The organism is Thalassomonas sp. RHCl1 (assembly GCF_947387555.1).
In the GTDB taxonomy this organism is placed as follows: domain Bacteria; phylum Pseudomonadota; class Gammaproteobacteria; order Enterobacterales; family Alteromonadaceae; genus Thalassomonas.
The window spans coordinates 309,739-335,572 of sequence record NZ_CANDNZ010000004.1; the positions used below are offsets into that span (position 1 = coordinate 309,739).

Here is a 25,834-nt window from a genome sequence, read left to right on the forward strand (position 1 = left end):
CTTATCGTTCACGAGTGAAAATCAACCAGCCCAAGAGTTTCTGATGATATTTACTCAAGTCCGTCTTGTAACAGTGGTTTTAAACGGTATCCGGTACCGTAACCTGTTTGTAGCGAATCACTCTCTATGCTTATCTGTGATATTTTTTTTCTTAACCGAAAAATTAATACATCTACAGTGCGATCATCGTAACTCCAGTCCCGATTCCCCAGGGACTGAAACAAGTGTTCCCGATCAACATAATCTCCCTGGTGGTTGATCAAGGTTTGCAATAACTTGCCCTCCTGCTTAGTCAGGCTCACTTCTTTTTGCCGGTCACAATGCGAGATCAAATTGCCTCGCTGGTAATAAATCCAGTCTTGGCCAACATGATATGAAGCGGCAGTACCGGGACGGTAGCTTATACCTCCCCTGAAACTGCTGTTAATAGCCGGCCTATTAAAACGAGCGATCAAATTGCGCAACAATAACTGCATTTCCTTAAGGTCTGTACTGGCCGAGTACAATAACTCTGCACCATAAGTAAGCGCCATTAAGCGGTTTTCAGCGGTATCATTACTGAGTACAGCCACTATCCCGGTTGCTTTGATATCACTTAAATAACTGGTGATTAATTCATTTGAAGGAGCTTCTGTGTCGACATCTACCACCACCAGATCATGATCTTGCACTTTTAGTCTGTCTAACTGAGCCTTAGTTAACAATTGCAAATCGATGGTTAAACCTGCCTGCCCCATCGCATGTAACAAGGTATGGGCCGGAGCACTCGGCCGTGCCAGAAAAAGTACCGATAATGATTGCCGTGTTTTATTATCCGATTGTTGATTCATCATAACTCCCTCTACTGCCAATGGCTTAAAACAACCTACATCCGTTATTCAAGTCCATTTATTTGTGATGAAATCAGTTTACTAGGAATCATCTATTAAGTTTATTACCCCGCCATTACACCTTGCCCAATTTACGTTAAGCACCTATGGCGTAACGCTATTCTCTATTGTTAACAGCAGTTAGCCCATAATGAGCAGACAAAATTAACCGAGCAAATTCCCATCGGCGTATATCACTTATTCAGGCCTGTCTGGTAGCAGCGATTTTAATCGATACCCGGTGCCGTATCCTGTTTGCAGCGAGCCGTGCTTAAGACTTATCTGCGATATCTTTTTCCGTAACCGAAAAATCAATACATCTATGGTGCGAGCATCATAATGCCAGTAACGATTACCCAGCGGCTGAAACAAATGAGCTGGTCGACATAAAACAGTTTCAGGAGCAGCAAAGCGCTTGCCGCAACAGCCTGCTCAAGTGTACTCCTAACATGTTAATACGGAAGACTCAGCCAGACCCCTCCCTTGGTAAGTAAGATAAACACGACGTAAAACAAACCGTTAATGATTGTCAGCTATTATTAGCAACAATAAGCCGCGACCAATAAACCATTGATTTTAAAATGGATATCATTTAGTTAATAAGGAGGTTATATAAAACGGGTGAGCCATCGCATAGCCGAAACCAGAATTTCCGCTAACTCACCCGTTACTTTTTCGCTTAAACCTTATTTAACATTACTGTTTACGGTTAAACTTGCACCAATATTCCTGCTGCTTTTCTATTTTCTCCCGGTAATCTCTGAGCTGACACTTAAGCCAGTAGCCCACATGACCAAAGCCTTCACTGGTGTCTTCAGTGATACACTCGGGTTCGCGGGCAACCGCGGCGAAAGCATCACAGAGAAAAGCGCATGCCTGACTGAATTTGTAAAAATCGTCACAAAGATCGACAAATTCACTTGCCAGCTGATCTCTTTTGGCTTTTTCATCCAGGGGAGTTTCAAGGGGAGCATCTTGTGAAGCACCCGGAGTGTCAGAGGGGAATTCAGACATGATAGCTCCCTCCCTTAGCAGTTAACCATGGACGGCTGATAAAGTCGCTATGGCTGGCATTAATTACATGTGTTGCAGGTGAGTGTCGGGGGCCAGGTATATTTTCTGTTAAATAAACTTTAACCGAGTGAAACTCTGGCATATCATTAGGGTTAGCCATGATGGATACCTCTGTAGTATCTGTTGTGGTTAGCTTCCTCTGAGTGGGTCAACACTTAGGGGGAGCGCTTAGTTTACCTGTTGATGCTCTTTTTAATTACCTCGCTGGTGAAGAATTCACCTAGTAGTTTTAGTATAAAAGACGGGAAAAATCAGGCTGTGTTTGCATTTAATGCTGGAGCTAATTATGAATACTGTATGGGATGCTGTACAAAAAACCGAGAGACTGTAAATAATTTTGTGTAACTGCCTATCACACGATACTCTAACCAGAGTTTAAGGATAGGCAGACTATGAATAAAAAAGAACTAGAGGCATTTGCCAAGGAAGCAGCCAAAAGCATTCGTTCTGAAAAAGACTTAACTGATTTTAGAAAGATGCTCACCAAAGTAACCGTTGAAGCTGCGCTAAATGCCGAGCTTGAAGAGCACTTGGGTTATGCCCGGCATGAGCAGTCCCATTCAAAGAATAGCCGTAACGGTTATTCTTCCAAGACCGTCAGAACCGAAGACGGCCACGTAGAACTTGAAACGCCCCGAGACCGGCAAGGTAGTTTTGAGCCTAAGCTCGTTAAAAAAAGCCAGACTCGCCTGACCATGATGGATGATAAAATCCTTCACCTTTATGCCAAGGGCATGACTACTCGGGAAATTGTGGAAACCTTTAAGGAAATGTACGGTGCCGATGTCTCGCCAACGCTCATTTCCCGTGTTACTGATGCCGTCATTGAACAGGTCGTTGAATGGCAATCCCGGCCACTTGATGCTGTTTATCCGATTGTTTACTTGGACTGTATTGTCGTAAAAATCAGGCAAGATAAGCGTGTCATCAACAAAGCTATTTACCTGGCGCTAGGCGTCAACCTTGAAGGGCGTAAAGAGCTGTTGGGCATGTGGCTCTCTGAAAATGAAGGGGCCAAGTTCTGGCTGAGTGTCTTAACTGAAATACAAAACCGTGGTGTGAAAGACATTTTAATTGCCTGTGTTGATGGTCTTAAAGGTTTCCCTGATGCGATTAATACTGTGTACCCTCAGGCTCAAATTCAGCTCTGCATCGTACATATGGTGCGCAATTCGATGAAATATGTGCCCTGGAAAGACTACAAGGTGGTGTCGGCCGATTTAAAGAAAATATATCAGTCCATGACCGAAGAAGAAGCCTTGCAGGAACTGGAGTTATTTAGTGAAAAATGGGATGCAAAGTACCCTCAAATCAGCCGTTCTTGGCATGCTCACTGGGCAAACTTGAATACGCTCTTCAAATATCCTGAGGATATAAGAAAAGCCATTTATACCACGAATGCGATTGAATCATTGAACAGTGTGATCCGTAAAGCCATCAATAAACGTAAGCTGTTTCCCACCGATGATTCAGCGAAGAAAGTCGTTTACTTGGCAATACGGGAGGCTTCGAAAAAATGGACGATGCCCATAAGAAATTGGAAAACGGCCCTGAACCGGTTTATGATCGAGTTCGAAGACCGTTTAAAAGACTTTATATAAAACTGGCAGTTACACAGAATACGGGACAGTCTCTTTTAAATTAGTGATTGCCCTTTGCTTGCTTTCTCCATCCTATCTTCCTTCCTCTTTTTCCTTCAACCAACCGTTTTCCTGTCATGGCTTCAACGTCTGCAATAAAACATGTATTACCCAGCGCCAACCCCTTGTTGCTTGCCTGTCTGATATCGTCCAATAATTTGCCTTCAACATGATACTTAAACAATTCACGGTAGTTCGTTTGCCGCTCTTTATTCGTCGTACCTAGTGCTAGGTACAACCCATGAGCTGATAACAAATCACTCTTTTTACCCAGCCCATTACATTGATAGCTAGACCAACGATACTCACCCGGATCGGCTACCATCCCCGCTCTCACAGGATTCAGCTCAATATAACGATAAAGTTGTAATAGATAAGTTTCTTCCTCTACCAAACAAGACTTGTATCGACCTTCCCATAACGTGCCAGTTCGCTGATAACACTTGTTGAAATACCTCACATACATACGCCCCAGCGCCTGCATCATCTGCGATATACCTGTGCTATTGCTAGGCGTGCACTATAAATGAACATGGTTGGTCATTAACACCCAGGCATGAACCGCTACTTGGTATTTTTCTGCATATTGATTCAGCCATGTCATGTACGCTTTCTGTTCTTCTTCATTGGCAAAAATAACCTGACGATTATTCCCCCTCTGAATCACATGCTCTGGAACCCCTGCCGCCGAAGCTCTCGGTTTCCTTGGCATTTGCCTCCCCCTTAAATAAAAATGGCCTATACCTCACAGCATAGACCACTTAATTCGGCTCTGAACCCTTTTATTCTTTGACCCCTTTTATTCTTTATTTTTATCTAAAAGTTAGAGCCACACGCCCCCTTTGATAATACTCTCCGTTTATACGCACCGCCATCACTCCATCTACTCTAGGCAACATAATACTCTCCCCAGGATACGCTTTCACCACAGCAGATCCAAATGTCTCGCGCAATGCTAGAAGCAGTTGCCCCGCCATGCTAGTACGTGAAATAGAGTTAGGGTTGTCCATGACCTCCACAAAATGCATTGAGCTTTTTGCGCACACCTCTGCCCTCTCAATTGCCCTATACTCCGCACCCGCGCACGCAGTTAACCTAAAATGCATGAACTCCCTCGTCAGATGGCTGTTTTTCAGCAGAGCAGCTAAATCTATTATAGAAATGGAAATAGGATTTGTTTTTGAACTGTTAGAGGTTAGCTCGGCTAGCTGTTTGTTGCCATGTCCCAGAATACTTAAAACACAATTATTATTTAGCTTGGCTAATCCGTTGTTCGGTCCATCTATCACCAGTTTAGTCTCTTTCGCAGCGCGCTGCTGGCAGAAGTTTATTAAGATTTGTTCACCCCAATAAACTGCATCCGCATCCGCTTCCTCACAACCTGCAACAGTACCTTTTGCTCGTATCTTCTCCCTTTCATCAATATTAGGGTTCGTTAAAATGTTGTAGCGTTTAGTCCATTCGTCCTTCGCGATTTTTTCATTTTGCTCCCAATCCCGTCTCTCAGATACTAGCCGCACTAATAAGTCCTGTTGCACCTCAATCAGCCTTTGAACTTGTGTATTACTATTAAATATTATTGCTCCCGATGTATTAAAGTCCATGTTTTTATTTTTTAACAAACGAGCTGCATTCTCATTTATACCTTGATAAATTAAATCACCTTCACATGTAAATGCATAATAATAATGGTTCAACATATTGTTCCCTCAAATTAAATTGCAAAGAATAAAGGGATCTGAACCGTTTTAAATCAGTGATCGCTCTTCATTTAATTCGGCTCTGACCCTTTTTATCTCGGCTCGGCCCCTTTTATTTTCCTTTTATTTTTCAGGAAGCCCTAGCTTAGTCACTAGTTCCTTTAAAGCTATAACCTTGTATCGATCCACACTACTCTCACTAACAGGAACCCTACTTTTCCGGTCGACTAACAGCCCGTCTTCTCTTGGATACTGAGCTGTGTTACTAAAGAGCCATTCGAACCGAGCTAACTGTGTGGCTTCATAGCGGTACTCCATCTCAGCCCTCCCGCCTGCCGTGGTTGGAATCATCACACATCGATTCATAAGAGTTTCACCTTGGTACTGTAGTGTACCAAATGTGGTGAAAATCCGGTTAGCCCCTTGTGCTCCCGGCTCTTCACAATAGTAGACTTTTTGTCCAAGATACATCATAAACTCAAGGTGCCCGCTCCGGCCACCGACGTGCCTCACGTTAGTTGTCCCGTAATTAGCCATATTTATGTATTGTTCGCGCATTGTTAAGCCTTGGCGAGGGGTGGATTCAATAGTTCCCCATAGATCCATAAAATCTATACGCTCCTGTGTATATCCCGCAGCCAAGAGAATGTTGTCTGCTCGATCATATGTGTCCCCAGATAACGCCGAACTCGGTTTATCGCCAATTCGATTATGATCATCATTTATCCATACTTTCCACCCCGCGCCTAACGCTACTTTAGCCAACGCCAAGCAGAGTGTGTAACTGAGTTTATGTTCCTCATGATAATTAATACCAGCTTTCCGATCCCCACAGTTTAGGCCATTATAAGCTTTAGGTTTTACATGTATAATTAAAGTGTCTGTCCCCATTAAGCCCGTTTGTACGCCCAGAGAAGTACGCACCAGAGGTATTACCATATTTAAGTTACTAAGTTCCCTAACTTCTTGTGGTACATTGGCAGCTGCACTCATTACGTCCTTTTGGAATTCGAATAAATTCCCAGGATTCGCGTAGGTGCAATAATTCGGTGCCTGCTTATTCGGTCGGGGTAAATCTCCTACCTCCGGAAATACGTTTACATGACAATCGGTCAGGAATTTCTGCATAAATCCACTCATGCCGCTTTTCACAATAAGCGAAACTCGACTTTGTGGATTTTTAATTCTATTGTATAACCCCAATATAGCGTACGCGCGAATATCTCCTGTCGCCGCTGCCAGATGATTGTAGTACCATATTCCATTTGTATTTGTGGGCTGATTAGTGGACCTATTAACCTTCCCAGGCTGTACAGGTCTTTTACTCTCTCCATCGGTTCTTTTCTCTACCCAGTGATTTCTTGTCATTTCCTTAGCCCTGTCTCGTTCAACATTTCTTAAATAAAAAAGAAGGAATAATTAGGGTCATAGCCCTTTTAAAGCAGTGATTACCCTCACCCCACCAAAACCCCGGGAAAGCCCACCACTATACTCCCACCATGACCACAAGTGCTGCCCATCTTGGCTGCCGGCTTTCCACCAATCAATACAGTCGGACTCCCCATAGCAATAACATCCGGCGGCCCAACACAAACACAATTATCCCCTAAAGTCGCCACCGGCATATTGCTCACTAATACCGTTGGAATCCCCGGGCCAACAACAGCCCCGCCAACATGAGGGATAGGCGGTGTACCGGGCGTGACCATAGGGCAAAGATGCATATCGCCGATTCTTGCAACCGGGGTACCCATAACTAGACTTCCTCGTCCATGGTTGTTTCCTCTGCCAATATCTGCTCGTTTTCTTCATCACCAACACTCAGCCTATTCTCAGTCAACATATCCGCAGACAAAACGCCCTGGCCACCGCTGGCGATATCAAGCCCGCTATCAAACACCCGCCGGTAATATTCCGACAATACGGTTTCGGATTGCTCCGGTTTAACCCCGGTAAGGTTAACCGCACCTGCAACCGCAGCGGCATATAAGAACGGCTTAGGCATCACCTCAGGCTCACCACTGGCGATAATACTGCCGCTGCCGTTCCAAAACACCGCCAGCGCCAGCCAGCCAGGGCCACAATCACTACCAAGACGTTTTGCATAATATTCCGCGCGGCGGCGTAATACCTCCACCGGGTCTTGCAACCAGAGTTTGGCATTGTCCAAGCAGGCAATTTGCACCTCAGAAAATACCGCCTGACGTAAAGTTAAACATTGACAGGCCCACCAGATACTTTCCCGTCGCGGCAGGCTGTAAGCCAATAGGTTGATGGCATCAATATAAAGTTGTTGCGTCCACAATTGTGCCAGCGCTTCGGCCGGTGGCATCTGCGGTTTGACATGTTCCAGCGCCTGTTCACTTAAGTCAAAATGCACTAATAAAGGTTCAATACTGGCATAGGGGAACTTTTTATAAACGGACTGTTTATCAATGCCTTGTTTGTTAGAGGCTTCTTTATTAGAAAGCGTATTATCCATGATGCTCAGTCCTATTAATTTATTTTAACTAAGGGCGCTTTAACATTAGCCATGGCTTGTCCGGCAATATCAATTTTCAAACCTTTAAGGCTCATTCCCATTTTACCTTCGCCTTTAAACTGCCCTGCCTTGGCGCTCAATCCCAGGTCTTGAACACTGGCTAAGGTGATTTTATTTTTGCTGTCCAGTAACATTGCTTGGGTGCTGTTCATGGTGAGTTTGCCACTGGCTTTTTGTGTGATGTTTTTACCTTTGGCGCTAAGGTTTTTCTTGGCTTCAAGTGCTATCGATTCAGCCTTAGTCTTAAGTGCCTTGTCGGCACTGAGTTCAATTTTTTTCGCCTTAAGCTCAATGCCGTCTTTATTAATAATCAACTGGTTATCACCAACCACCAGCTTTAATTCGTCTTCGGCGGTAACGCTATAACTTTTACTCTGGGTATCGGCTTTTTTGCTGATCTTGATATCGGCATCATCTTCTAAAACCAGGGTAAACTTTTTACTGATGGTGCTTTTAGATTCTCCGGTAACGGTAGTTAACGCATCATTACCAACCGTCAGTTCAAAGTCCCGTCCGGCATTAAGGCTGAGTTTTTCGGCATCTTTTTTATCATCGAGGGCAATTTCGTTGGCCTTGCCATCGAGCTGGGTACGAATGGTAGAAACGGTACTATTCGCCTTGGCATCGGGTACCGGTTGTTGCTGGTTATATACGCAACCGGTGATCACAGGTTTGTCGGGGTCCCCCCCCAAAAAGTTCACCAAGACCTCCTGGCCTTCCCGGGGAATAAACTGCATGCCATAGTTTTTTCCTGCCATCAGTTGCGCTACCCGCAACCAGCAACTGGTTTTATCGCCGTCGCTATTGTCCCAGTGAAATTTAACCCGCACCCTGCCCTGTGCATCCTGATTGGGTTTGGCCTTATTGCTGCCCACCACCAGCGCCGATTGCAAGGCGTTTAATTGGGGTTTAGGAATAAATTCGGGGAAAAAGCTCTGGCCTTCGGGGATACAATCGAACCGGCACTGGTATACTCCGCCATTGTTATCGTCGATGGCAAAGCTTTCTTCAACACCGGTCACCAAAAACAACCCCTGATCTTTTACATCTATGGTTTGTCCCAGTGCAATCTCGTAGCTGTCGGTAGTGCCGGTAAAGCTTTGGTAGTTTGACTGGTTTTGCAACAGGCGTTTTTTCACCAGCGCATTGGCGGCGCTGCTGTCGCAGGCTTCCCCCACCATGGCCGCAGGATAATGATAATGCATCAGGCCTTTGCTGCTGCCGTTGGCAAAGCTGCTGTTTAAAACCTTGCTGGCAACCCATTTGCCTTTGCTGTCATCCCAGCTACCCAGCTGTAGCTGCTGGCCATGAAACTGCAATTGTTGCTGCCAGTCGCTGAGCCGAGCCCGGCTGATATCCGGTTTATTATCGCTTGCCAGCTTGATAATTTGTTCACGTTTAAACGGCAGGCTGGCATCGTGAAAATGCAACTGGTAATTCTCTTTCAGTTGCTGGTCAAAAAAGTGAATGCCTTCTTCGGCCAGCAAACGTTTAACAAAGTCGCCGTCGCTTTCGTCAAATTGCAGACAAAATTCCCGCTTGCTGCTGGGCATCTTGCCCATTTTAAAACAACTGGAAAAGCCGGTTTCATCCAGTATTGATTTAACAATATCGGCGGTACTTTTGTTTTGAAAAACACGAAAACGGTTGCTGTGATGCAACAAGGTCATAAAAGGCACCGCAATCAGTTGCAAGCGGTTATGGCTAAAAGGCAACTGAGACAATTGCTGCACTAAACCACTGCGACTAAACAGCGGCTCTCCCTGGCAATCAGATTTGGCAAAAAGCTGGCAGCTGACAAATTCACCCAATAGCTCACGGGCTTTTTCCAGATTTTCTTCCTGGTCAAATTCCAGCTCAACCTGCAATTGATAACCCTGGGACATAACCGAGCTATAACGCATGTTATACGCGTTGTAGCTGTTACCTTTGCTGTCCTTTAACTGTAAGTGAGTTTTCATTGCTGCTTATGCCTTATCCCAAAGATTAATAATGATACTTGCTGCTATAAACCCTGCCGGTCATGCGCCTATACTCTTTTCTCTGCGCTCCCCAGAAAACCTATCGCCTTACAAGGCTGTTTAGCGCTTATCAGACGATTTGTTTTTCATGAATAAACAAGTGCTTTTTCATTCACTGCCCGCCTGAGGAACACTTTTTACTCTAGGGCAAGCCGATGCCAAACGCTATCGAACAATTGTGATGCAAATGTTAAGAAAATCTTCACGTTTGCATCACAATGTTGCGCTTTTTGCCGGGAGATTTATTGCTAGAGTTAGCAACATATTTCAACGTCACTGACATCCGGTAAAAGGTTTAGTTTTATGGCAACCAGCTCTCAGGCACATTCAACAGCAGACACAGTTTTGCCTGCGGATTACTTTAGCCCAGTGCTCAAAGAGGATGCGCCGCTTTATAGCCGTTTACGCAATCTATTTAATCAGGCGCAATCGGGTTTTCGCGTATTGTTTGAAACTCCTGAATCCCAAGCGGATCCCCGGCTGATGCAAGCCAACAACCAGGCCTGGCAAGCTTTTAATCAAGCCTGCGAGCAAGAGTTAACTGTCTATAACGGCGATATCACCCTGTGTTGCTGGTTAAACATGGCCAGTATTTTTCTACCAGCTGGTTTCGATGGGTTCGAACAGTCGCTGGAAAAAATCCACCAGGTATTGGTAAAGGGGCTGGCCTACCTTGAAACAATAAGCCTTGAAGAAATAAGCCCTGAGCAGCCTGACAATGAAGAGTTCGACTCCCCCCCCGGAGATAAAACAGCCGCCACCAGCAAGGTTGAACAAGTCTTTGAACACTATCAAAACACCCTGTTGCAATGGCTGGGGGAAAACCGTGACAGCGGCCTGTTAACCCGTTTTTTGCCTTATTTGCCCCTATGCGGTGAAAAGCGTTATTTTCATTACCTCAACGCCCGCCAATATGGTCATTTAAAGCAGTTTCAGCAAGACATCGAGGGGGAGCAAAGCGAAAATTCGGCCCGGTTACTCACCCAACAGTTAGCAAAAATTAACGCTTCAATTACGCTGCTCACAGCCATAGAGCACACCTTAAAGCAGCTGAGCCAACATCCGCATATGCCGGCAACCACAGGCGGGAAAGTCTGTTTTTCTAAACTTGATATCAAGTTTCTTATCAGCCCGCTTCAGCAATTGGCAGAGGCCATTTGCAGCCTGAGCAAAGGCCAGCTGAAACTTAGCGAACATCTACTATCAGCGACTCCAACAAGCAATCACCAGGCAATAGAAAACACAACGACAACAGCTTTTTCGCCGCAGGTGAATAACCCCTTGCAGCCTCCCGAAGAAGCACAGGCAGCATTAGCCTTGGTTGACAAGTTACCGGCAACAGCCAGTCAGGGAACTCCGCCTTTAAAAGAAGCGCAACAAGCGGCAGCCGTTTTATTTAAACCGGAAGATTTAACCCGCGAGCAAGCCTTTGTTTATTTGCAACAGCTGGCCGATTTTTTTACCCGCACCGAACCCCATAGCCCGGTCAGTTTTCAACTAGAACGAGCAATCCATTGGGGCCACACCTCATTGGCCGAAGTCATGGCGGAATTACTCGGGGATAACGAAGAGGCGTATAGCCGGTGCGAGCTGTTGGTGGGGCTGAAAAACCTGTCGCCACCCGAAGATGATTAGCTTCACCCCTTAACGATTACTTTTAACACACAACACAAGCAACAATACAGGAAGCATATTATGTCCATTTTTATGAAAATCGATAAACTCGACAAGGTAGACGGCGGCGCAACTGTCACTGAGATAGACAAGAAAAAAGGCCTGTTTAAACTCGACAGCATTTCCTGGGGCGCCGTCAGGGGCACCTCAGTGGAAGTGGGTAACGCCAACAATGCCGACAAGGGCATAGTGGTCCTGGGAGAGCTGAACATCAGCCGCACCTGTGACGGCGCTACCCCTTATTTGATCACTTTATTGTATTCTCCCGGCAATGAAGGCAAAGGGGTTAATATTTTTGTCACTAAACCGTCCCGTGACGGCAAGGGGGTATCGCAAAATATTACCTATAACCTGTCCGGCTGTAGAATTTCCAACTATCAAACCCAGTCCCATGCCGGCGGCGAACCTTCCGAAAGTTTTTCACTGACCTATACCAAAATCGAAAATGTCTTTCACACCGAAGATGAGAAAGGCACGGTCAGCAAAAATGCCACCGTTACCTACGACGTGCCTAAAGCCGAAATGGTCTCAGGGGCCTCTTTATAATCCTATTTTTCCTCAAGGAGAACTAAAATGGCGTTAAATTCACAACATAAGCGGGTCAGTAAAAACCGCGTCAGCATTACCTTTGATGTTGAAACCAACGGCGCGGTGCAAACCAAAGAACTGCCTTTTGTGGTAGGGGTACTGGGAGACTTTTCAGCCCACAGAGAAGACAAACCCGCCCTGGCCGACCGCGAATACATCAATATTGACAAAAATAACTTTGATCAGGTGATGACACGTATTGCCCCGCGGCTGAGCTATGCCGTCAACAATACCCTGAAAAATGATGACAGCCGCTTTAATGTCGATCTGAACTTTACCTCGATTAAAGACTTTTCACCCGACTCAATTATCGAACAGGTAGAGCCATTAAAAAAACTGGTAGCCATCCGGGTAAAACTGAAAACCTTGCTCTCCAAAGTTGACCGTTCGCGCGAACTTGACGGCTTACTCAACAACCTTTTACAAGACAACGAGGCCATCGCCTTGCTGTCAGAAGAGCTCAACTTAAAGACCAAGAAACAAACTGAAACGGAGAGCAGCGATGAGTGATACTACCATGGAGGCAACAGCCCAAGCCGACTACAGCGATGGCAATGAGCAGGCCAGCCTGCTCAACCAAATCATAGATGCCATGCCGCAAACCGCCAATGACCTTTCCCGGGAGCTGGTGGAAAATGTGATCGACCAGGCATTGGAAAATGTCGTGGTCTGGGATCGCAATGTCACCCAGTCTATTGAAAAAGCTATTGAACATATCGACAAATGTTTATCGGAGCAAATGTCGGAAATCTTGCATAACGATGCCTTTCAAAAACTTGAAGGCAGCTGGCTTGGTTTATATGGCCTGGTGGGGGACACAGATACCGGCCCGCAAATGAAAATCAAGGTAGTGGACTTTAGCCAAAAAGACTTACAAAAGCAGTTTGAAGACGTTGCTTCGGTAGACTCAAGCAGCTTTTTCAAAACCATTTACCAGGAAGAATACGGCACCAGCGGCGGTGAAGCCTATGGCTTGTTAATTGGCGATTATGAATTTAGCAACAGCGACGCCGATATTAATTTGCTGCGTTATATGGGAGAAACGGCAGCGGCCTGCCATACCCCTTTTATTGCCGCCGCCGGGGCAGAAATGTTTGAGCTCGACAGCTTTAAAACCTTTAATGAGCATAAACCCATTGCCACCGGTTTTGAATCGCCGTCATATGCTGCCTGGCACGCATTCAGGGACAGCGATGACGCCCGTTATGTTGCCTTAACCCTGCCCCGCACCTTGGCCCGTCTGCCCTACGGCAAAAAGTCCCTGGAGGCAGAAAGTTTTGTTTATGAAGAAATGGCGCTCGACAGCGAAGGCAAACCTCGCCCGACCAGCGATGATCAACTGGTATGGTCTAACTCGGCTTTTGCCGCCGGTTTGAAAATGACCCAGGCATTCAGTGAATTTGGCTGGTGTACCGCCATCCGCGGTAAAAACAACGGCGGCAAAGTCGAAAACCTGCCGTCCCTCATCTACAAGTCCGATGCCGGCGATCCGGTGCAGCATTGCCCCACCATGATCAATATCACCGACGAGCGGGAAAAAGAGCTCAGCGACCTGGGGTTTTTACCCCTGGTCCATGAAAAAAACACCAACTTCGGTGTATTTATGGGCGGACAAACGGTGCAGAAACCCAAAACCTATACCCAGGATGATGCCACCGCCAATGCTGCGATTTCCGCCCGTTTACCCTATGTGATGGCGGCAACCCGCATCGCCCATTACTTAAAAGTCATTGGCCGGGACAATATTGGCTCCAGCATGGAAGCGCCTGATATTCAAAAAGAATTACAGGAATGGATCGACCAGTACACCAATGCCGGTGCTCTGGGCAATGCCGAGCGGGCACGTACTCCTTTGGCGGCCAGTAAAATCTCCGTAGTGGAACAACCGGGCAAACCCGGGGCATATACCGCGGTAGCCTACCTGCAGCCCTGGCTGCAAATGGAAGAGCTGACCAGTTCCATTCGCATGGTGGCAAAACTGCCGGGTTAGACAGCTGAATTACGGGCTTAGGATCCAGGGTTTGCGATCTGATAAGGTTTTTTATGATGGAAGTTTATTATGGCGACGCAGCAGTTTACATCTGAGCAGGAGCAGCAGTTATCAACACTGAACTCACTGTCAAAACGGCAACTGAAATACCTGCTGGTGCGGGTATTGGCCCGGCTTGACCGGCAATTGTCCGCGCAGTTAAGCGCCATCATAAGCGAACCGTGTTTTCGCACCCTGGAAGCCAGCTGGCGCAATCTGCATTCGCTACTGGTGTTAAATGTCAATGCCAGACGGGTCAAGGTCAAGGTGCTGGATATTGACTGGCTGAACCTGTCAAAAGACCTCAACCAGTCAGCAGCCCTGCAACGCAGCCTGATATACCGTAAAACCGCTCCCGATGAGCTCAATACCCTGGGGGGAGAGCCCTTTGGTATTTTGGTGGTTGACCATGAGGTTAATATCGATCAGCAAGGAGAAGAGACGTTTGACCAGCTCTATACCCTGGAGTTACTGGGCAGTCTCGGTGAAATGCTCTTATCTCCCGTGGTGTTGGCGGCGGCAGACGACTTTTTTGGCAGCGCCAATGCCGACTGGCTGGCAGACATTAACCGTATCGAGCGTATCATTAACGGTCCTGATTTTAACAGTTGGCAACAACTGCGCAATAAGCCGTTATCGCGCTTTTTAGGGCTGGTGATGCCGTCGTTGCAATTACGCCCCGGTTATCATCAGCTCAATATCGGCTTTATGTTTAGCGAGCAACAAGGCGACGGGCTTTGGGGCAATGCCGCCTTCGGTTTTGTGACTACTGCTATCCGTGAATTTGAGCGCATTGGCTGGTTTGGTTTTATGAAATCCCGCTGGCAGGGAAAATATCAGGGGGCATTGCTGAACTTGCCGCCGGATGCCGGTTCAGGCGATGAAAGCAGCCAGAACAACAGCCATTTACAGGCCCCTCAACCCAGGGTGCGCCTGTTTGGCAACATAGCACAGTTTTATGCCCAACAGGGATTTATTCCCCTGACCCGCAATCCGCTCAGTGAACGTTATTTTTATGTCGATAACCGCTCGTTATGGCACACGGAGAATGACAATGAGCAGGTTATAGCGTTATTGCAAACCAGCCTACTGTGCTGCCGTATCGGCCATTGTTTAAAAGCCAAAATGCGCGAATTGATCGGCAGTTACCACTCGGTACAGGAATGTCAGGAAGAGCTGCAACAATGGATAGAGCAATATTGCTCCCAGGTGGTTTCAACCGATGAGGCAATACTGACCCGCTATCCCTTGCGTATGGCGAGTATCACAGTCACTGAGTCCGAATATATCAGCGGCCGTTATATTACCGATGTCTGCCTGCAGCCACAGTATCAATTCGACAGTTTTAATGGTGCAGTAGTGCTCAACACCAGAGACGGCCAGGAAGTATTTTCCCCTGAAGATGCGCCGGGGGAGGCTATGCCAGAGGAGAGTATAGCATGAGTTTTTGTCAGGCCTTTTTCTCCAAACAGTCAAGTGATAACAGCGATGCCGGGGCCAAGGAGACAACAAACCAGGCTAACGGTAAAAATGCCCTGTTTGAGTCTATCAGCTTCAATTTGCAGTCTTTATTACAGAGCGAAGCCCCTATGGTGGTGCTGGATCGTCGCTTAGCACAGATACAAAGTTCCAATTGGCGCTATGGCGTGGTTGATATCCAGTCAAATAACCGTTTTATGGATGCCGATAATTTTGCCTTGCAACTGGCACAATCCATCGCGTTTAGCGAACCCCGCCTGAGTCAGATCAAAGTACTGGTAATCGAGCACCCGAATAATAAGCAGGCGGTGCATTTTCACCTGAGCGCCAACATAGATCCCCGGCTGATCGCACAATATTGCCAGTCGCACCAACACCAAGATTACAGCACCTTCGACGGCGCTGAAGCAGAAGCCTTTGAGCTGGATATTGATATGAATACCCTGAGTATAAAGGAGTCGGATAATGACAATTTCCAGTGAACAACAACGTTACTATGAACGGGAGCTGGCTTACGTACGCCAGTCACTGGATCAGTTCGCCCTGCAATATCCCGGGGCTGCCAGAGATTTGGGACTCAAGGGAGAAGACCCGGATATCAGCCGTTTAATCGATGGCATGGCCCTGTTAATGGCCAATACCCAGCAACGCCTGGATCAACAGATGCCGCGGATCGGCTCGGCATTACTGCAGCTGTTATATCCGGCGATGCTTGAAATCACACCATCTTTTGCCTGCCTGGCACTGGCCCCGCCTGAAGATGAGCAAGCAGAAACAGAGCAGTTAACTCATGCCATTAACATTCCTGCCGCTACCGAGTTCGCTTTTAACGGTCCGCATAAACAAGTAGTGCAATTTTTATCCACCACGCCAATCAAGGTTAATCCTTATCAACTCGCTGGTGTCAATATCGAAATCGCACCTTTTCATCGTGATCCGCCCAGCCTCGCACACCAGGCCAATGCCAAGCTGTCTATTGAACTGACTCTAGCTCAGGACTTTTACGGCACCAACTATGGTGATTTTGACTTTTTCATTCAGGGAGACGAAAGGGAAAGCCGGCATATCATAGAGCTGCTGTTAACCCAATGTGTCGCGATCACCTTAACCGGGGTTGATAGCAATCCAAACAGTAAGGAAAGTACCGGCACTTCCCCGGTTCATGAACAGTTAATTGCCCCTGACCGCTTGCAAAGCAAGTTATGCGACGGTGACTTTCAGATTTTACCCTATGGCAAAGGTCAGTTCAGCGGTCTGGATATGTTACGGGATTACCTGGCTTTTCAGGATAAAGGGCGGTTTTTCACCCTCAAAACACTGGGTAAAGAGATGGGCATGCAAAGGGGCAATAAACTGCAGCTAAATGTCTACCTGAAACAAGTACCCGAGCATTTATTGTACTTGTTTAATGACAGTTTGCTGGCACTAAATGTTATTCCGGTGCTCAACCGCTTTAGTGCCAGTGCCGAACCTGTGATTTATGATTTTAGCCAGCTTGATGTGCCGGTTGTCGCCGAAGCCGATGTTAACAGTGCGCTGCAAATCATCAGCATAGCCAAAGTAACAGAATTAAGTGATCAGGGTGAGCAAGAGCTTATTCCGCTATTTCGGGAAGAGTTTGCCGGAGAAAGCACACCCCAACAGCAAAAAAACCAGCCCCTGTATGCCGGATTACGCTGGCAGAGTGAACAAAAAGTGGATGCCATAGGGCAATGGCAAACCCGTTTATCGCTGACTATGACAGAGCAAGCACCGCAACAGGCGAAACTCTTGCTGGCAGAGTTATGGTGCTGCCAGGGGAATTTGCCTTGTAACCTCAAACCCGGCAGTGCCGCTTTAAGTCAACAGGCGGTGGATATTCCAGGCCAATTGATTTTAACCAGCAAACCAACGGCGCCGCAATATCCGTCACTGGATAGCAGCAGCCAATGGCGCCTGGTTAAATTACTAGGGGCATCACTGAGTGCTTTGCTGGATCACCCTGCCCCGGAACAAGCACTGAAAACCATTTTTCAACTGGCCGCTCCCGGTCATTATTGCGAGAGCGGTGATGCAATATTGGCGGTAACTCATCAGGCGGGGATCCGCCCGGTCAATATTGGCTCACAACCCCTGTTTGTCACCGGCACCGATATCGAAATTACCCTGGACCCCGATAAAAACATAGGATTGCTGGCCCAATTGCTCAATGGCTTCTACCAGCAATTTTGCCAGTTTGATCGATATATCAGCGTGGTTGTCAGGCAACTGGGGCTGGATGACAGCCGTATAGATTTTCCACTATATACCCCCTGGGATGAAAGATGACAGCACTTGATCAAGCCCTTGAGCCATCATTGCTGGCACAAGTTAAGGCACAGCCCAAACAGTTCGATTTTGTCCAGGTGATACGTTTGCTGCTGGCCACTGCACCGGATAAACACTTGCAGTTAACGGCCGAGCTGGCGCCTTTAGGGCCAGATACGCAAATTCAGGGGGTGGAAGAAGATGACGATAAGCTAATGCTGCAGCTGTGCCTTGAAGCGCTCAGCGGTGCCAGAGGAGTATTGCCGGATTATTTCTACCAGCAATTATTAAAAAACCGCTACCTGGAATCACCGGCAATGCAGGCATTTTTAACTATTTTTGACCAGCGCGCCTATGAAATCAGTTATCGCAGCCGGGTCTATGGCGCCCTGGTGGCGCATGCCGGTGCTGACTCGAACAAAACAGACAATCGTCGGCAAGTGTTAACCAGCCGGCCTATTTTACCTTGCTTTGAGCAGGCGGTTTCTTTGCCCCCGGCGTTATCAGCCGTAAACGGTAGTTTACCTTATGGCCTGTTATTGCAAATGAAACATTGTCATCCGGTGAATTTAAAACGCACCCTGACACATCACTTTCGCTGTGAGTTCAATCTTGATATCAGCGAAGTACGCCAGTGTGGCTTGCCTCAAGGATGCCTGACCCGCATTGGCAGTAAGCGCGGTGAAAATAACGCATTAAAGCGTGCCTTTGTTTTAGGCAAGCGGGCGAAGTTATATCAGCGGGCCTTGCAGGTGCAAATCAAGCCCGAGAGCCAGTCACATTATTTAGCCTTGAAAAGCGACCGGGATTTTATCACTGAGGTGAAGCTATTTATCAAGAGTTTTATCGGCGATTGCTCACTATTCAACCTGTGCTTTTACGTGCCGCAAAGTTATGTGGCAGCACCTGAATTAGGAAGCAATTTTCAGATAGGCAAAGGACACTATTTGGGGACTTCAGGCAAAAAAGTTGCCTGGATAAAAATTGCCGCATAAGCGAGCAGGTTAATCAGAACGATTCATAAAAAGGAGGCGACAGCATGAGTATATGTATTCAGGTAGTTAATACGCCTGAACTGGAACACCTGGAGCGCCGGGAATTTAATCTGCCCACCATAGGCGGCGCTTTGGGGCGCAGCCTGGAGTGCGAGATCCAATTGCCGGATCACAGCAAAAAACTTTCCCGGGTGCATGCCAGGATCACCCTGGTCGATAACGGCGACTACCTGATTAAAGATCTGAGCAGCAACGGCCTCAAGGTCAATCAAAAAGCGCTTGGTTACGGCAATACCTGCGTACTTAAAGACGGAGATATTCTTGAAATGGCAGATTATCAGATGTTTATTTCTAATTTTGATGCCCAGGTCAAAGTGATCAAAAACAGTCAACCCCAGGTGGAAAAACGCTTTTCAATGGGGTTTATGGATAAAGATAAACCCGAAACACCAAAGGATTACGATATGGCAGAACAACAGGAAGAGGAGATTTTATCCACCGGCCTTGATTGTGATGAAGCGCCGCAAGAACAAGCCGGTAACCATCAGCAAACACCCGAGCATGAGTTAAAAAAATACAGCCTAAGCGACATTGAAAATGTCATTAAAAATTATGCCGGCCAGCAGCAAATTGATGATGCCTTTATCAAGTCCTGCCTGGCCAAATCCAGCCACCAACCGGAGAAAGAATTATGAGTGCCATTAAGCGTATGCGCCCCCTGAGCAGGTTGACTGTGATACAAACAGCCACACAAAAAACGATCTACACAGTTTGGCTGACGATTATGCTGACCATTGTCGTTTTTGCTTTATCCGGTTGCAGCAGCCTGTTTGAGAAAAACCAGGTGCTGAGTTTGAACATCAATATTGCCCGGGTCGTCAATGAAGGCGATAACGGCGTGCCCGGCAGTGATAATACCCTGGTGGAAAAAGTCAGCCACCCTATTTCATTACGCTTGTACCAACTCAGTGACGATGATGAATTTAACCAGCTGGGGTTTATTGACTTATATGAAAGTGACCGCAAAGTATTGGCTGACAGCCTGATCCGCTCCAAACATTTGGGCATATTTTTCCCCAGCCAGCAGCATAAGATTAAGCTGTTTTTAAACCCTGCCACCCAATATATTGCCGTGCTCGGCGAGTTCTCCGATTACCGGGGCGGTAAATTCAAAGATATTATTCCGGTGGCAAAACTGCACAAGCTCCAGCTGTCCCTGATTGCCGCCCAAAGCAACGTTTTTTTACAAACACCTATGGTAAGGGAACAATAATGTCTATTGCCTCCAATGTTGTCTGGTCCGAAGGCATGTTCATTACGCCACAGCACCTGCAGCAAAACGATAAACACACCCAAAGTTATATCGCCGCTTTTTTTGCCAACCGTACCCAGGGACACAATTACGGCCTGAGCCGCTTTAAATGGGACGAAGCCGCCCTGGCACTGGGTAAAATACGCTGGTCAAAGTTAAGCGGTATTTTCCCCGACGGCACCTGTTTTGATGAACCCGGTGAAGTGATGCGTGATGTGCCGGTCAATTGTGCCGATGTCATTATCTACCTCGCCCTGCCCCTGCTGAGTCAGGGTAAGGTCAGTTTTGGCGGCCATGAGAAAAAATGTCGCTACCAGACATTTAGCCAGCCGCTGTTTGATATGGCAGCGCAATCCCTGGAAACTTGCGATACCGAACTGTTCACGACCAATATACAGATCAAATTTCAGGGGGAGGATTTATCCGCTTATACCGTGATCCCGGTCGGGAAAATCCTGCAATCAAACAATAGCGGCGAAGTGATCCTTGACAAAGGTTTTATGCCCACTTGCCTGCAGCTACAAGCCTCCGGTTATTTGCAGGGACAATTACAGGATACCGTGCTGCAGATCTCACATATGAACCGGCAGGTGGCGGCTAAACTCCAATCCCGGCAGCATCATCACAGCGAGCAAAGCCTGATGATGGATGTCATGTATTTACAAACCTTAAACCGCTGGTGCAGCGAACTGAGCCTGGCGTTGGCAACACCTACGCTGCAAGTGAGCACCTTATATCAGCAATTAAGCAGCTTAACCGCGGAGCTCGCCGCCCTGGAAATGCAGCCGCTTGATGCGGCCCAAGCCTTAGACCCGCAACATATGTATGCCGGCTTCAGCCAGATTTTCGCCGCCCTGAAGCAACAGCTGTCCTTAGTGAAAAATGAAAGCGTATTGAGCCTGGAATGGGATTTCAGTTTATTTGAACGGCGCCGTATTGTCAGGGTGCAATTAACCGAGCACCACAAAATTCAGCACCACCGCTTTGTACTCGGGGTGAAGTCATCAATAGGCCGTGAACAGCTGCGTGAACTGTTGCCGAAAAGTTGCCGCCTGGCCGGGCAGGAAAAACTGATGGAGCTGGTCAGAAACGGCCAGTCAGGCATTCCTTTAAGGTATCTGCCGCTGGCGCCAAACGGGCTGAATCACAGGGGGGATATGGCCTTTTTTGAACTCAATACTGAGCATCCCTTATGGCGCACCTTATTTGATCAGCGTGAAATCATTGCCCTGCATGTAGACAGCCGCATAAATGATATTGAGCTGTATTTACATATTCTGGGTTAACGGAGTATACCAGCATGAATTTTTTAGAAGAAGAGACTGTAGTTGAAGAAAACAATGCCAAAGCGCTGGCGGTCAATGCCAACAAAACCCGGGTGATCACCGCCAGCGCCCACGCCAATCACGAACTTTTGTCACAAGTATCCTCCACGTTAGCCTCCAAACAAGATGGCAAGGGTGAGATTATCAGTCAGCAGGATTTTTTTAAACAGGCCTCCTTGCTGGTTTTAGCCGGTATGCCGCTGTTAAGTTTTGTGATCACAGTAGAGCGCTTATCCCAACCGGAAGATACATCTACCTTTAAAGCCGGCTTAAAACAAGATGTCTTTAAATTGCGGCAGTATCTTGAACATTATCAAATACCCGATGATATGGTTAACAAGGTCTGCTTTTTATATGCCGTCGCCATTGATGAGGCAATTATTCATTGCCCCTGGGGTGAAACGATATGCTGGGAAAACCATACTTTAGTGGGTGAGCTGTTTGGTTATTGCAATGGCGGTGAATTATTTTTTGAGATTGTTGACGAAGTGCTGGCCAATAGCGAAGAGAACATTCAGCTGATTGAACTGGTTCACCTGTTTTTAAAACTGGGCTACCGGGGGCAATACCGTAATAGCACACCAACAAAGATCAATGAGCTGATCGCCGAGTGCGAAAAGGCTTGTACGCCTTATCACCAGGACAGGCCGCTGATAGGCTGTAGCAATATTCGCCAGTTAAAACACAAGCGGATAAAACACCGCCATTATTACAAATCGCTTTTTACCCTTGCCCTGCTGGGCTGTTGTTACCTGTTGGCGACACAGCATTACCAGCATAAGCAATTGGCCCAGCAACGCCTTATCGCGATTGAACAACAACTTTCCCCAAGCCAGCCCCATTTGGCCAGTTTAAACCCGGCAAATTCGACGGCCACCTCGAATGAACAGTCGTCCGAATTGTCGACTAAACGATTAATCCAGAAGGAAAACTAACCGTGGACAATAAAACCAAATCATTGAGCTTGCCGCTGGTATTGCTGGCAGGTTTTATCTTATTGGTGGTGATCTTTTTGCTGATGCTCTACCGCCAGCCCTGGATTGTGATTGCGTTAACCTCGGCCATCTACCTGACCCTGGGCGCATTGATATTTTTATGGTCCCGATTACCCCATAAACAGCGTAAAGAGGCGGTAGACAACGAGCAACAGCAGCTTAAACCCCTTAAGTTGTTGTTTGCCCAATTGGTGGCTAAAACCCGTAAGCCCGATCCCTACCATATGCCCTGGTACTTTTGCCTTTGCGGTAATCACGACCATTTTGCGCCGCAGATGAGAGCCATGGGTTTTGAGCCTCTGGATAAAACGCCGGTGCTGGGATTAACCTTCTGGTTGCGGCCAAGTGCCGTCATGGTGGTGATCAACCAGGACGCCAAAGCGCTGGACAAAGGGTTGCAGGCCTTTGCCGCACTGGTGTTAAAGTATCGCGCCAGACAACCCATGAACGGGATATTGCTTGATTTACCACTGCCTTTCATCTTGTCTGACAATAGCGCCATGTTAAGTGACAAAGCCGCTTGTCAGCGTGAACTGATCGGCCAGCTCAATCAAATGACCGGGTTAAAATTACCTGTGTACTGTTCCATTACCGAGCTGTGTGCATTGCAGGATTTTTGTGAATCCTTTGCACTGGGTGCGCCACTTGACGAGCTTGATGGAACAGAGCAAGAACAATTACTCGGCTGTCTGACCTCAAAGGCAGAGGGGGATGATTTCGATGAAAAATGGTTTGAACACAGTTTTGATACCCTGTTTACCCAGCTATACCGGCATCATCACCACCGGATGTTATCTGTGATCCAGACATCGAGTATTAAAGTAATTGCCGCCGCCCCCTTTCAATTTTATGAGCTTAAGCAGGCGCTGAAACGTTATTTAGCCAAAGTGTTTGAGCCGGCCCAGAACAATGAAAAGTTTATTTTTCGCGGTTATTTTTTTTCCAGTGCCGGACAAAGTGAGCAGCAGTTAGATCAACTGTCTTTTCATGTCGCCAATCGCCTGGGTTATAACAGCATACCGGTAAAATCGACGCCCTGTGATAAGCCGCCGCTATTTTCAGGTGCCCTGTTCCCGGGGATTTTCCAACAGGAAAGCCCACTGGTGGGCTCCCGCGCCAAAGCCAACCGGCGTTATTATTTTCGCAAGTTCATCGGTTACGGTGTCATTGTCTCCGGGTTTGTGCTTACCTCTGCCCTGATTTACGGTAACTATCAATTTTATGCCGACAGAGACGCAAAAGCCCTGGCCATGCTGGAGACGGTGAACATCAAAGCAGCTGGTTTTGCCGGTGATGATCAACAACTATCAGCCTTTGGCCCGATGACAGATACGTTATGGCAATTGAAAAAGATCAGCCAAAGCTATCTGCAAACACTGCCCGGCTATGTTATTTCCTGGTTACCTGAGCAGCAGGTCAAACATAAGCTCAACCAGGTTTATCACCAGCTCAATGGCGATTATTTACTGCGCTTTGTTCGACTGGCATTAGAAAGCAAAATTACCCGGCTGCTGGAACAGGCAGATACCTCGGGTGAAACCTATATGCAGCTTCATCAAAAATATAATGCCTTATTTGACAGTAAACGCGAAGATCACCATGAGCTGGTAGACTTTTATGCTTCGCTGCTGCCACTTACCGGTGAAAACAGCGAACCGGTTAAAGTGATGTTGCATGATTTAATGCAACAAGGCAATGTGGCCGGGCATGCCAACGAGGAAATGCTGGCGCAGCTAAAAAAACAAGTAACAGGTAAAGACTTTCCCCGTTATATCTATAACACCTTGATGGCCCAGGCTCCTTTTACTCAGAAGGTTGACATGAAACCCCTCCTGGATAATGCCTTTTTTAGCTTCTCCGACATCAAGGCGGACAAGCTGCAGTTGCCTTATGCCTATACCAAAGACGGCTTCGCAGAGCTGAACAAAGTCATCCAGGAAGGCCAGATTGACCATTTAATTGATACCTATCGCCATCTGCTGTCGTCACATGAATTAACGTCAATTAAACGCCGGGTTTATGCCTTTCTCAGCAGCCATTACGCTGCTAAATATATTGATACCTGGCAGCGCTTTGAAAAACAAACCCGTCCCGTAAGATCTTTCCCGAAAAAGGCATTAACCCCGCTCTTGGCCAGCCTGGTGCAGCAAGAATCGCCATTGGATAGTTATTATTCGCTGATTTTATACCACACCAGCTTGCTCGAAGATAAAGACGATATCACTGGCAACGACGAAGACGATAAACCTGGCCTTAACATCGACTTTTTAACTCTGCGGGGAGAGCAGAATCAACATGAAAAGCGGCGCAGCTCAATGGCTAAAGAAATTAGCAACACCTTTTCAGAATTACGCGCCTGGCAAGACAAAAACAACTTGAAAGAGCATTATATGACAGTATCAAAATGGCTGGTGCACTCGGCTAACAACCAGGCATTGGTAACAGCCCTGGCTAAAAAACAAGGTTTTCCCTATTTCACCGGGCAAGCCAGTACGCCACTTTATGCAAAGCGCTTGAGTCTGCAGATACAAAAAGAGGTCAACAAACTCAATATGGAGCAGGTGCAGACACACCTGAACCAGCGCTGGCAGGCAGAAGTGCTAAGTTTTTACCAGCAACAGCTTGAAGGGCGCTTTCCTTTTCAGCATTTGAGCCAGGAAGACGTAGCACTGGCTGATTTTAAAACCTTTTTTGGCCGCAACGGCAAGGTAGACAGTTTTCATCAGCAGTATTTGAGCAATGCCAGAACCAATGCCGACGGGCTTTTATATTTACCCGATTTTATCGGTTTAAAACAATGGTTGTTTGCCCCTCAGCTGGCCGACTTTATCCGGCAGTCACAAAAAATACAGTCAGTCTTTTTTAACGAGCATGATTTGGCTGTTGATGTTTTTCTCAGGGTTAAGCAAATGAGTCCTGAATTACTTTCATTATCTGTGGAACAGGAACGCCCTATGTTCAAATATCAGCACGGTCCCAAGTTCCGGCACCAACTGCACTGGCCATTCCAGGGCAGTGCCGATGTGCCGCTGGTTTTTGTGACCCAGGACCGCAATGGCTTTACCCATACCCGTTTTTCCGGTGCCTGGAGCTGGTTCCGCTGGGCTTTTAAAGACTACTTTAGCCGCCGGGAGCAGGTAAAAGGTAATGAGAGTGCCCACCTATTGACGCTGTCTTTGTTGGATAAACAGGTTGAGATGACGATTGAGACATCATCCGCTTTGGTGGCGCATCCTCTTAATCCGGCTTTATTTATTGAATATAGCGTACCAAACCTGCTGTGAGCCCGCTACGGTGAGTCATCA

23 protein-coding genes are annotated in these 25,834 nt (G+C 47.0%); 14 read left to right on the plus strand and 9 right to left on the minus strand.

Features of this window, described 5'->3' with window-relative positions:
• Positions 1–50: 50 nt before the first annotated feature.
• Complete coding sequence (locus tag QL234_RS14195; protein WP_281558486.1) at positions 51–833, minus strand: winged helix-turn-helix domain-containing protein; 783 nt, start codon at positions 831–833, stop codon at positions 51–53.
• 732 nt (positions 834–1,565) lie between these two features.
• Entirely contained in the window at positions 1,566–1,883 is a 318-nt protein-coding gene (locus tag QL234_RS14200; RefSeq protein WP_281558487.1) for a hypothetical protein, read from the minus strand.
• Positions 1,884–2,335: 452 nt separating this feature from the next.
• Here QL234_RS14200 and QL234_RS14205 point away from each other — a divergent pair, with 452 nt between their 5' ends.
• Positions 2,336–3,544 (plus strand): IS256 family transposase, encoded by a 1,209-nt coding sequence (locus QL234_RS14205; RefSeq protein WP_281558488.1) that lies wholly within the window; start codon positions 2,336–2,338, stop codon positions 3,542–3,544.
• Between the two features lie 40 nt (positions 3,545–3,584).
• Here QL234_RS14205 and QL234_RS14210 read toward each other — a convergent pair whose 3' ends face one another.
• The 7 genes from QL234_RS14210 to tssI form a co-directional block, all read right to left on the minus strand.
• On the minus strand, positions 3,585–4,070 hold the full coding sequence (locus QL234_RS14210) for a transposase (protein WP_281558489.1): 486 nt from the start codon (positions 4,068–4,070) through the stop codon (positions 3,585–3,587).
• Positions 4,071–4,103: 33 nt separating this feature from the next.
• Positions 4,104–4,295 (minus strand): transposase, encoded by a 192-nt coding sequence (locus QL234_RS14215; RefSeq protein WP_281558490.1) that lies wholly within the window; start codon positions 4,293–4,295, stop codon positions 4,104–4,106.
• 100 nt (positions 4,296–4,395) lie between these two features.
• Positions 4,396–5,283 carry a hypothetical protein gene (locus QL234_RS14220; protein WP_281558491.1) on the minus strand — a complete coding sequence of 296 codons (888 nt, stop codon included), beginning with the start codon at positions 5,281–5,283 and terminating at the stop codon, positions 4,396–4,398.
• Between the two features lie 123 nt (positions 5,284–5,406).
• Positions 5,407–6,651 (minus strand): hypothetical protein, encoded by a 1,245-nt coding sequence (locus QL234_RS14225; protein WP_281558492.1) that lies wholly within the window; start codon positions 6,649–6,651, stop codon positions 5,407–5,409.
• 86 nt (positions 6,652–6,737) lie between these two features.
• On the minus strand, positions 6,738–7,037 hold the full coding sequence (locus QL234_RS14230) for a PAAR domain-containing protein (protein WP_281558493.1): 300 nt from the start codon (positions 7,035–7,037) through the stop codon (positions 6,738–6,740).
• Positions 7,038–7,039: 2 nt separating this feature from the next.
• A complete protein-coding gene (locus QL234_RS14235) occupies positions 7,040–7,765 on the minus strand; it encodes a hypothetical protein (RefSeq protein ID WP_281558494.1) in 726 nt (241 codons plus the stop codon).
• Between the two features lie 14 nt (positions 7,766–7,779).
• Positions 7,780–9,786 (minus strand): type VI secretion system tip protein TssI/VgrG, encoded by a 2,007-nt coding sequence (gene tssI / locus QL234_RS14240; protein ID WP_281558495.1) that lies wholly within the window; start codon positions 9,784–9,786, stop codon positions 7,780–7,782.
• 363 nt (positions 9,787–10,149) lie between these two features.
• On the opposite strand from tssI, the gene QL234_RS14245 reads away from it, so the two are divergent.
• From QL234_RS14245 to QL234_RS14305, 13 genes are all read left to right on the plus strand, one after another.
• The gene (locus QL234_RS14245) at positions 10,150–11,481 is read left to right on the plus strand and encodes a hypothetical protein (protein WP_281558496.1); all 1,332 of its coding nucleotides are present in this window, start codon (positions 10,150–10,152) and stop codon (positions 11,479–11,481) included.
• A 60-nt stretch (positions 11,482–11,541) separates the two neighbouring features.
• A complete protein-coding gene (locus QL234_RS14250; RefSeq protein WP_281558497.1) occupies positions 11,542–12,066 on the plus strand; it encodes a type VI secretion system tube protein Hcp in 525 nt (174 codons plus the stop codon).
• Between the two features lie 27 nt (positions 12,067–12,093).
• Positions 12,094–12,618: a type VI secretion system contractile sheath small subunit gene (gene tssB, locus QL234_RS14255; protein ID WP_281558498.1), complete on the plus strand. Its 525-nt coding sequence runs from the start codon at positions 12,094–12,096 to the stop codon at positions 12,616–12,618.
• Positions 12,611–14,098 carry a type VI secretion system contractile sheath large subunit gene (tssC, locus tag QL234_RS14260; protein ID WP_281558499.1) on the plus strand — a complete coding sequence of 496 codons (1,488 nt, stop codon included), beginning with the start codon at positions 12,611–12,613 and terminating at the stop codon, positions 14,096–14,098. The genes tssB and tssC overlap by 8 nt, the downstream gene beginning before the upstream one ends.
• A gap of 69 nt (positions 14,099–14,167) precedes the next feature.
• Complete coding sequence (locus QL234_RS14265) at positions 14,168–15,580, plus strand: type VI secretion system contractile sheath large subunit (protein WP_281558500.1); 1,413 nt, start codon at positions 14,168–14,170, stop codon at positions 15,578–15,580.
• Entirely contained in the window at positions 15,577–16,098 is a 522-nt protein-coding gene (locus QL234_RS14270; RefSeq protein WP_281558501.1) for a hypothetical protein, read from the plus strand. Before QL234_RS14265 ends, QL234_RS14270 begins: the two co-directional genes overlap by 4 nt.
• The gene (gene tssF / locus QL234_RS14275; RefSeq protein ID WP_281558502.1) at positions 16,082–17,923 is read left to right on the plus strand and encodes a type VI secretion system baseplate subunit TssF; all 1,842 of its coding nucleotides are present in this window, start codon (positions 16,082–16,084) and stop codon (positions 17,921–17,923) included. The genes QL234_RS14270 and tssF overlap by 17 nt, the downstream gene beginning before the upstream one ends.
• Positions 17,920–18,897, plus strand: a complete 978-nt coding sequence (locus QL234_RS14280; RefSeq protein WP_281558503.1) for a type VI secretion system baseplate subunit TssG — start codon at positions 17,920–17,922, stop codon at positions 18,895–18,897. Before tssF ends, QL234_RS14280 begins: the two co-directional genes overlap by 4 nt.
• A gap of 44 nt (positions 18,898–18,941) precedes the next feature.
• Positions 18,942–19,592 (plus strand): FHA domain-containing protein, encoded by a 651-nt coding sequence (locus tag QL234_RS14285; RefSeq protein WP_281558504.1) that lies wholly within the window; start codon positions 18,942–18,944, stop codon positions 19,590–19,592.
• Positions 19,589–20,170: a type VI secretion system lipoprotein TssJ gene (gene tssJ / locus QL234_RS14290; protein WP_281558505.1), complete on the plus strand. Its 582-nt coding sequence runs from the start codon at positions 19,589–19,591 to the stop codon at positions 20,168–20,170. Before QL234_RS14285 ends, tssJ begins: the two co-directional genes overlap by 4 nt.
• A complete protein-coding gene (tssK, locus tag QL234_RS14295) occupies positions 20,170–21,495 on the plus strand; it encodes a type VI secretion system baseplate subunit TssK (protein ID WP_281558506.1) in 1,326 nt (441 codons plus the stop codon). Before tssJ ends, tssK begins: the two co-directional genes overlap by 1 nt.
• Positions 21,496–21,509: 14 nt before the next feature.
• The gene (gene icmH, locus QL234_RS14300; protein WP_281558507.1) at positions 21,510–22,469 is read left to right on the plus strand and encodes a type IVB secretion system protein IcmH/DotU; all 960 of its coding nucleotides are present in this window, start codon (positions 21,510–21,512) and stop codon (positions 22,467–22,469) included.
• A gap of 2 nt (positions 22,470–22,471) precedes the next feature.
• Complete coding sequence (locus tag QL234_RS14305) at positions 22,472–25,813, plus strand: type VI secretion protein IcmF/TssM N-terminal domain-containing protein (protein WP_281558508.1); 3,342 nt, start codon at positions 22,472–22,474, stop codon at positions 25,811–25,813.
• The last annotated feature ends 21 nt before the right edge of the window (positions 25,814–25,834 follow it).

Bases quoted from the DNA above. Each gene is read 5' to 3' on its own strand.
- QL234_RS14195 (WP_281558486.1), bottom strand. From the start codon at position 833: ATGATGAATCAACAATCGGATAATAAAACACGGCAATCATTATCGGTA.
- QL234_RS14200 (WP_281558487.1), bottom strand. From the start codon at position 1,883: ATGTCTGAATTCCCCTCTGACACTCCGGGTGCTTCACAAGATGCTCCC.
- QL234_RS14205 (WP_281558488.1), top strand. From the start codon at position 2,336: ATGAATAAAAAAGAACTAGAGGCATTTGCCAAGGAAGCAGCCAAAAGC.
- QL234_RS14210 (WP_281558489.1), bottom strand. From the start codon at position 4,070: ATGATGCAGGCGCTGGGGCGTATGTATGTGAGGTATTTCAACAAGTGT.
- QL234_RS14215 (WP_281558490.1), bottom strand. From the start codon at position 4,295: ATGCCAAGGAAACCGAGAGCTTCGGCGGCAGGGGTTCCAGAGCATGTG.
- QL234_RS14220 (WP_281558491.1), bottom strand. From the start codon at position 5,283: ATGTTGAACCATTATTATTATGCATTTACATGTGAAGGTGATTTAATT.
- QL234_RS14225 (WP_281558492.1), bottom strand. From the start codon at position 6,651: ATGACAAGAAATCACTGGGTAGAGAAAAGAACCGATGGAGAGAGTAAA.
- QL234_RS14230 (WP_281558493.1), bottom strand. From the start codon at position 7,037: ATGGGTACCCCGGTTGCAAGAATCGGCGATATGCATCTTTGCCCTATG.
- QL234_RS14235 (WP_281558494.1), bottom strand. From the start codon at position 7,765: ATGGATAATACGCTTTCTAATAAAGAAGCCTCTAACAAACAAGGCATT.
- tssI (WP_281558495.1), bottom strand. From the start codon at position 9,786: ATGAAAACTCACTTACAGTTAAAGGACAGCAAAGGTAACAGCTACAAC.
- QL234_RS14245 (WP_281558496.1), top strand. From the start codon at position 10,150: ATGGCAACCAGCTCTCAGGCACATTCAACAGCAGACACAGTTTTGCCT.
- QL234_RS14250 (WP_281558497.1), top strand. From the start codon at position 11,542: ATGTCCATTTTTATGAAAATCGATAAACTCGACAAGGTAGACGGCGGC.
- tssB (WP_281558498.1), top strand. From the start codon at position 12,094: ATGGCGTTAAATTCACAACATAAGCGGGTCAGTAAAAACCGCGTCAGC.
- tssC (WP_281558499.1), top strand. From the start codon at position 12,611: ATGAGTGATACTACCATGGAGGCAACAGCCCAAGCCGACTACAGCGAT.
- QL234_RS14265 (WP_281558500.1), top strand. From the start codon at position 14,168: ATGGCGACGCAGCAGTTTACATCTGAGCAGGAGCAGCAGTTATCAACA.
- QL234_RS14270 (WP_281558501.1), top strand. From the start codon at position 15,577: ATGAGTTTTTGTCAGGCCTTTTTCTCCAAACAGTCAAGTGATAACAGC.
- tssF (WP_281558502.1), top strand. From the start codon at position 16,082: ATGACAATTTCCAGTGAACAACAACGTTACTATGAACGGGAGCTGGCT.
- QL234_RS14280 (WP_281558503.1), top strand. From the start codon at position 17,920: ATGACAGCACTTGATCAAGCCCTTGAGCCATCATTGCTGGCACAAGTT.
- QL234_RS14285 (WP_281558504.1), top strand. From the start codon at position 18,942: ATGAGTATATGTATTCAGGTAGTTAATACGCCTGAACTGGAACACCTG.
- tssJ (WP_281558505.1), top strand. From the start codon at position 19,589: ATGAGTGCCATTAAGCGTATGCGCCCCCTGAGCAGGTTGACTGTGATA.
- tssK (WP_281558506.1), top strand. From the start codon at position 20,170: ATGTCTATTGCCTCCAATGTTGTCTGGTCCGAAGGCATGTTCATTACG.
- icmH (WP_281558507.1), top strand. From the start codon at position 21,510: ATGAATTTTTTAGAAGAAGAGACTGTAGTTGAAGAAAACAATGCCAAA.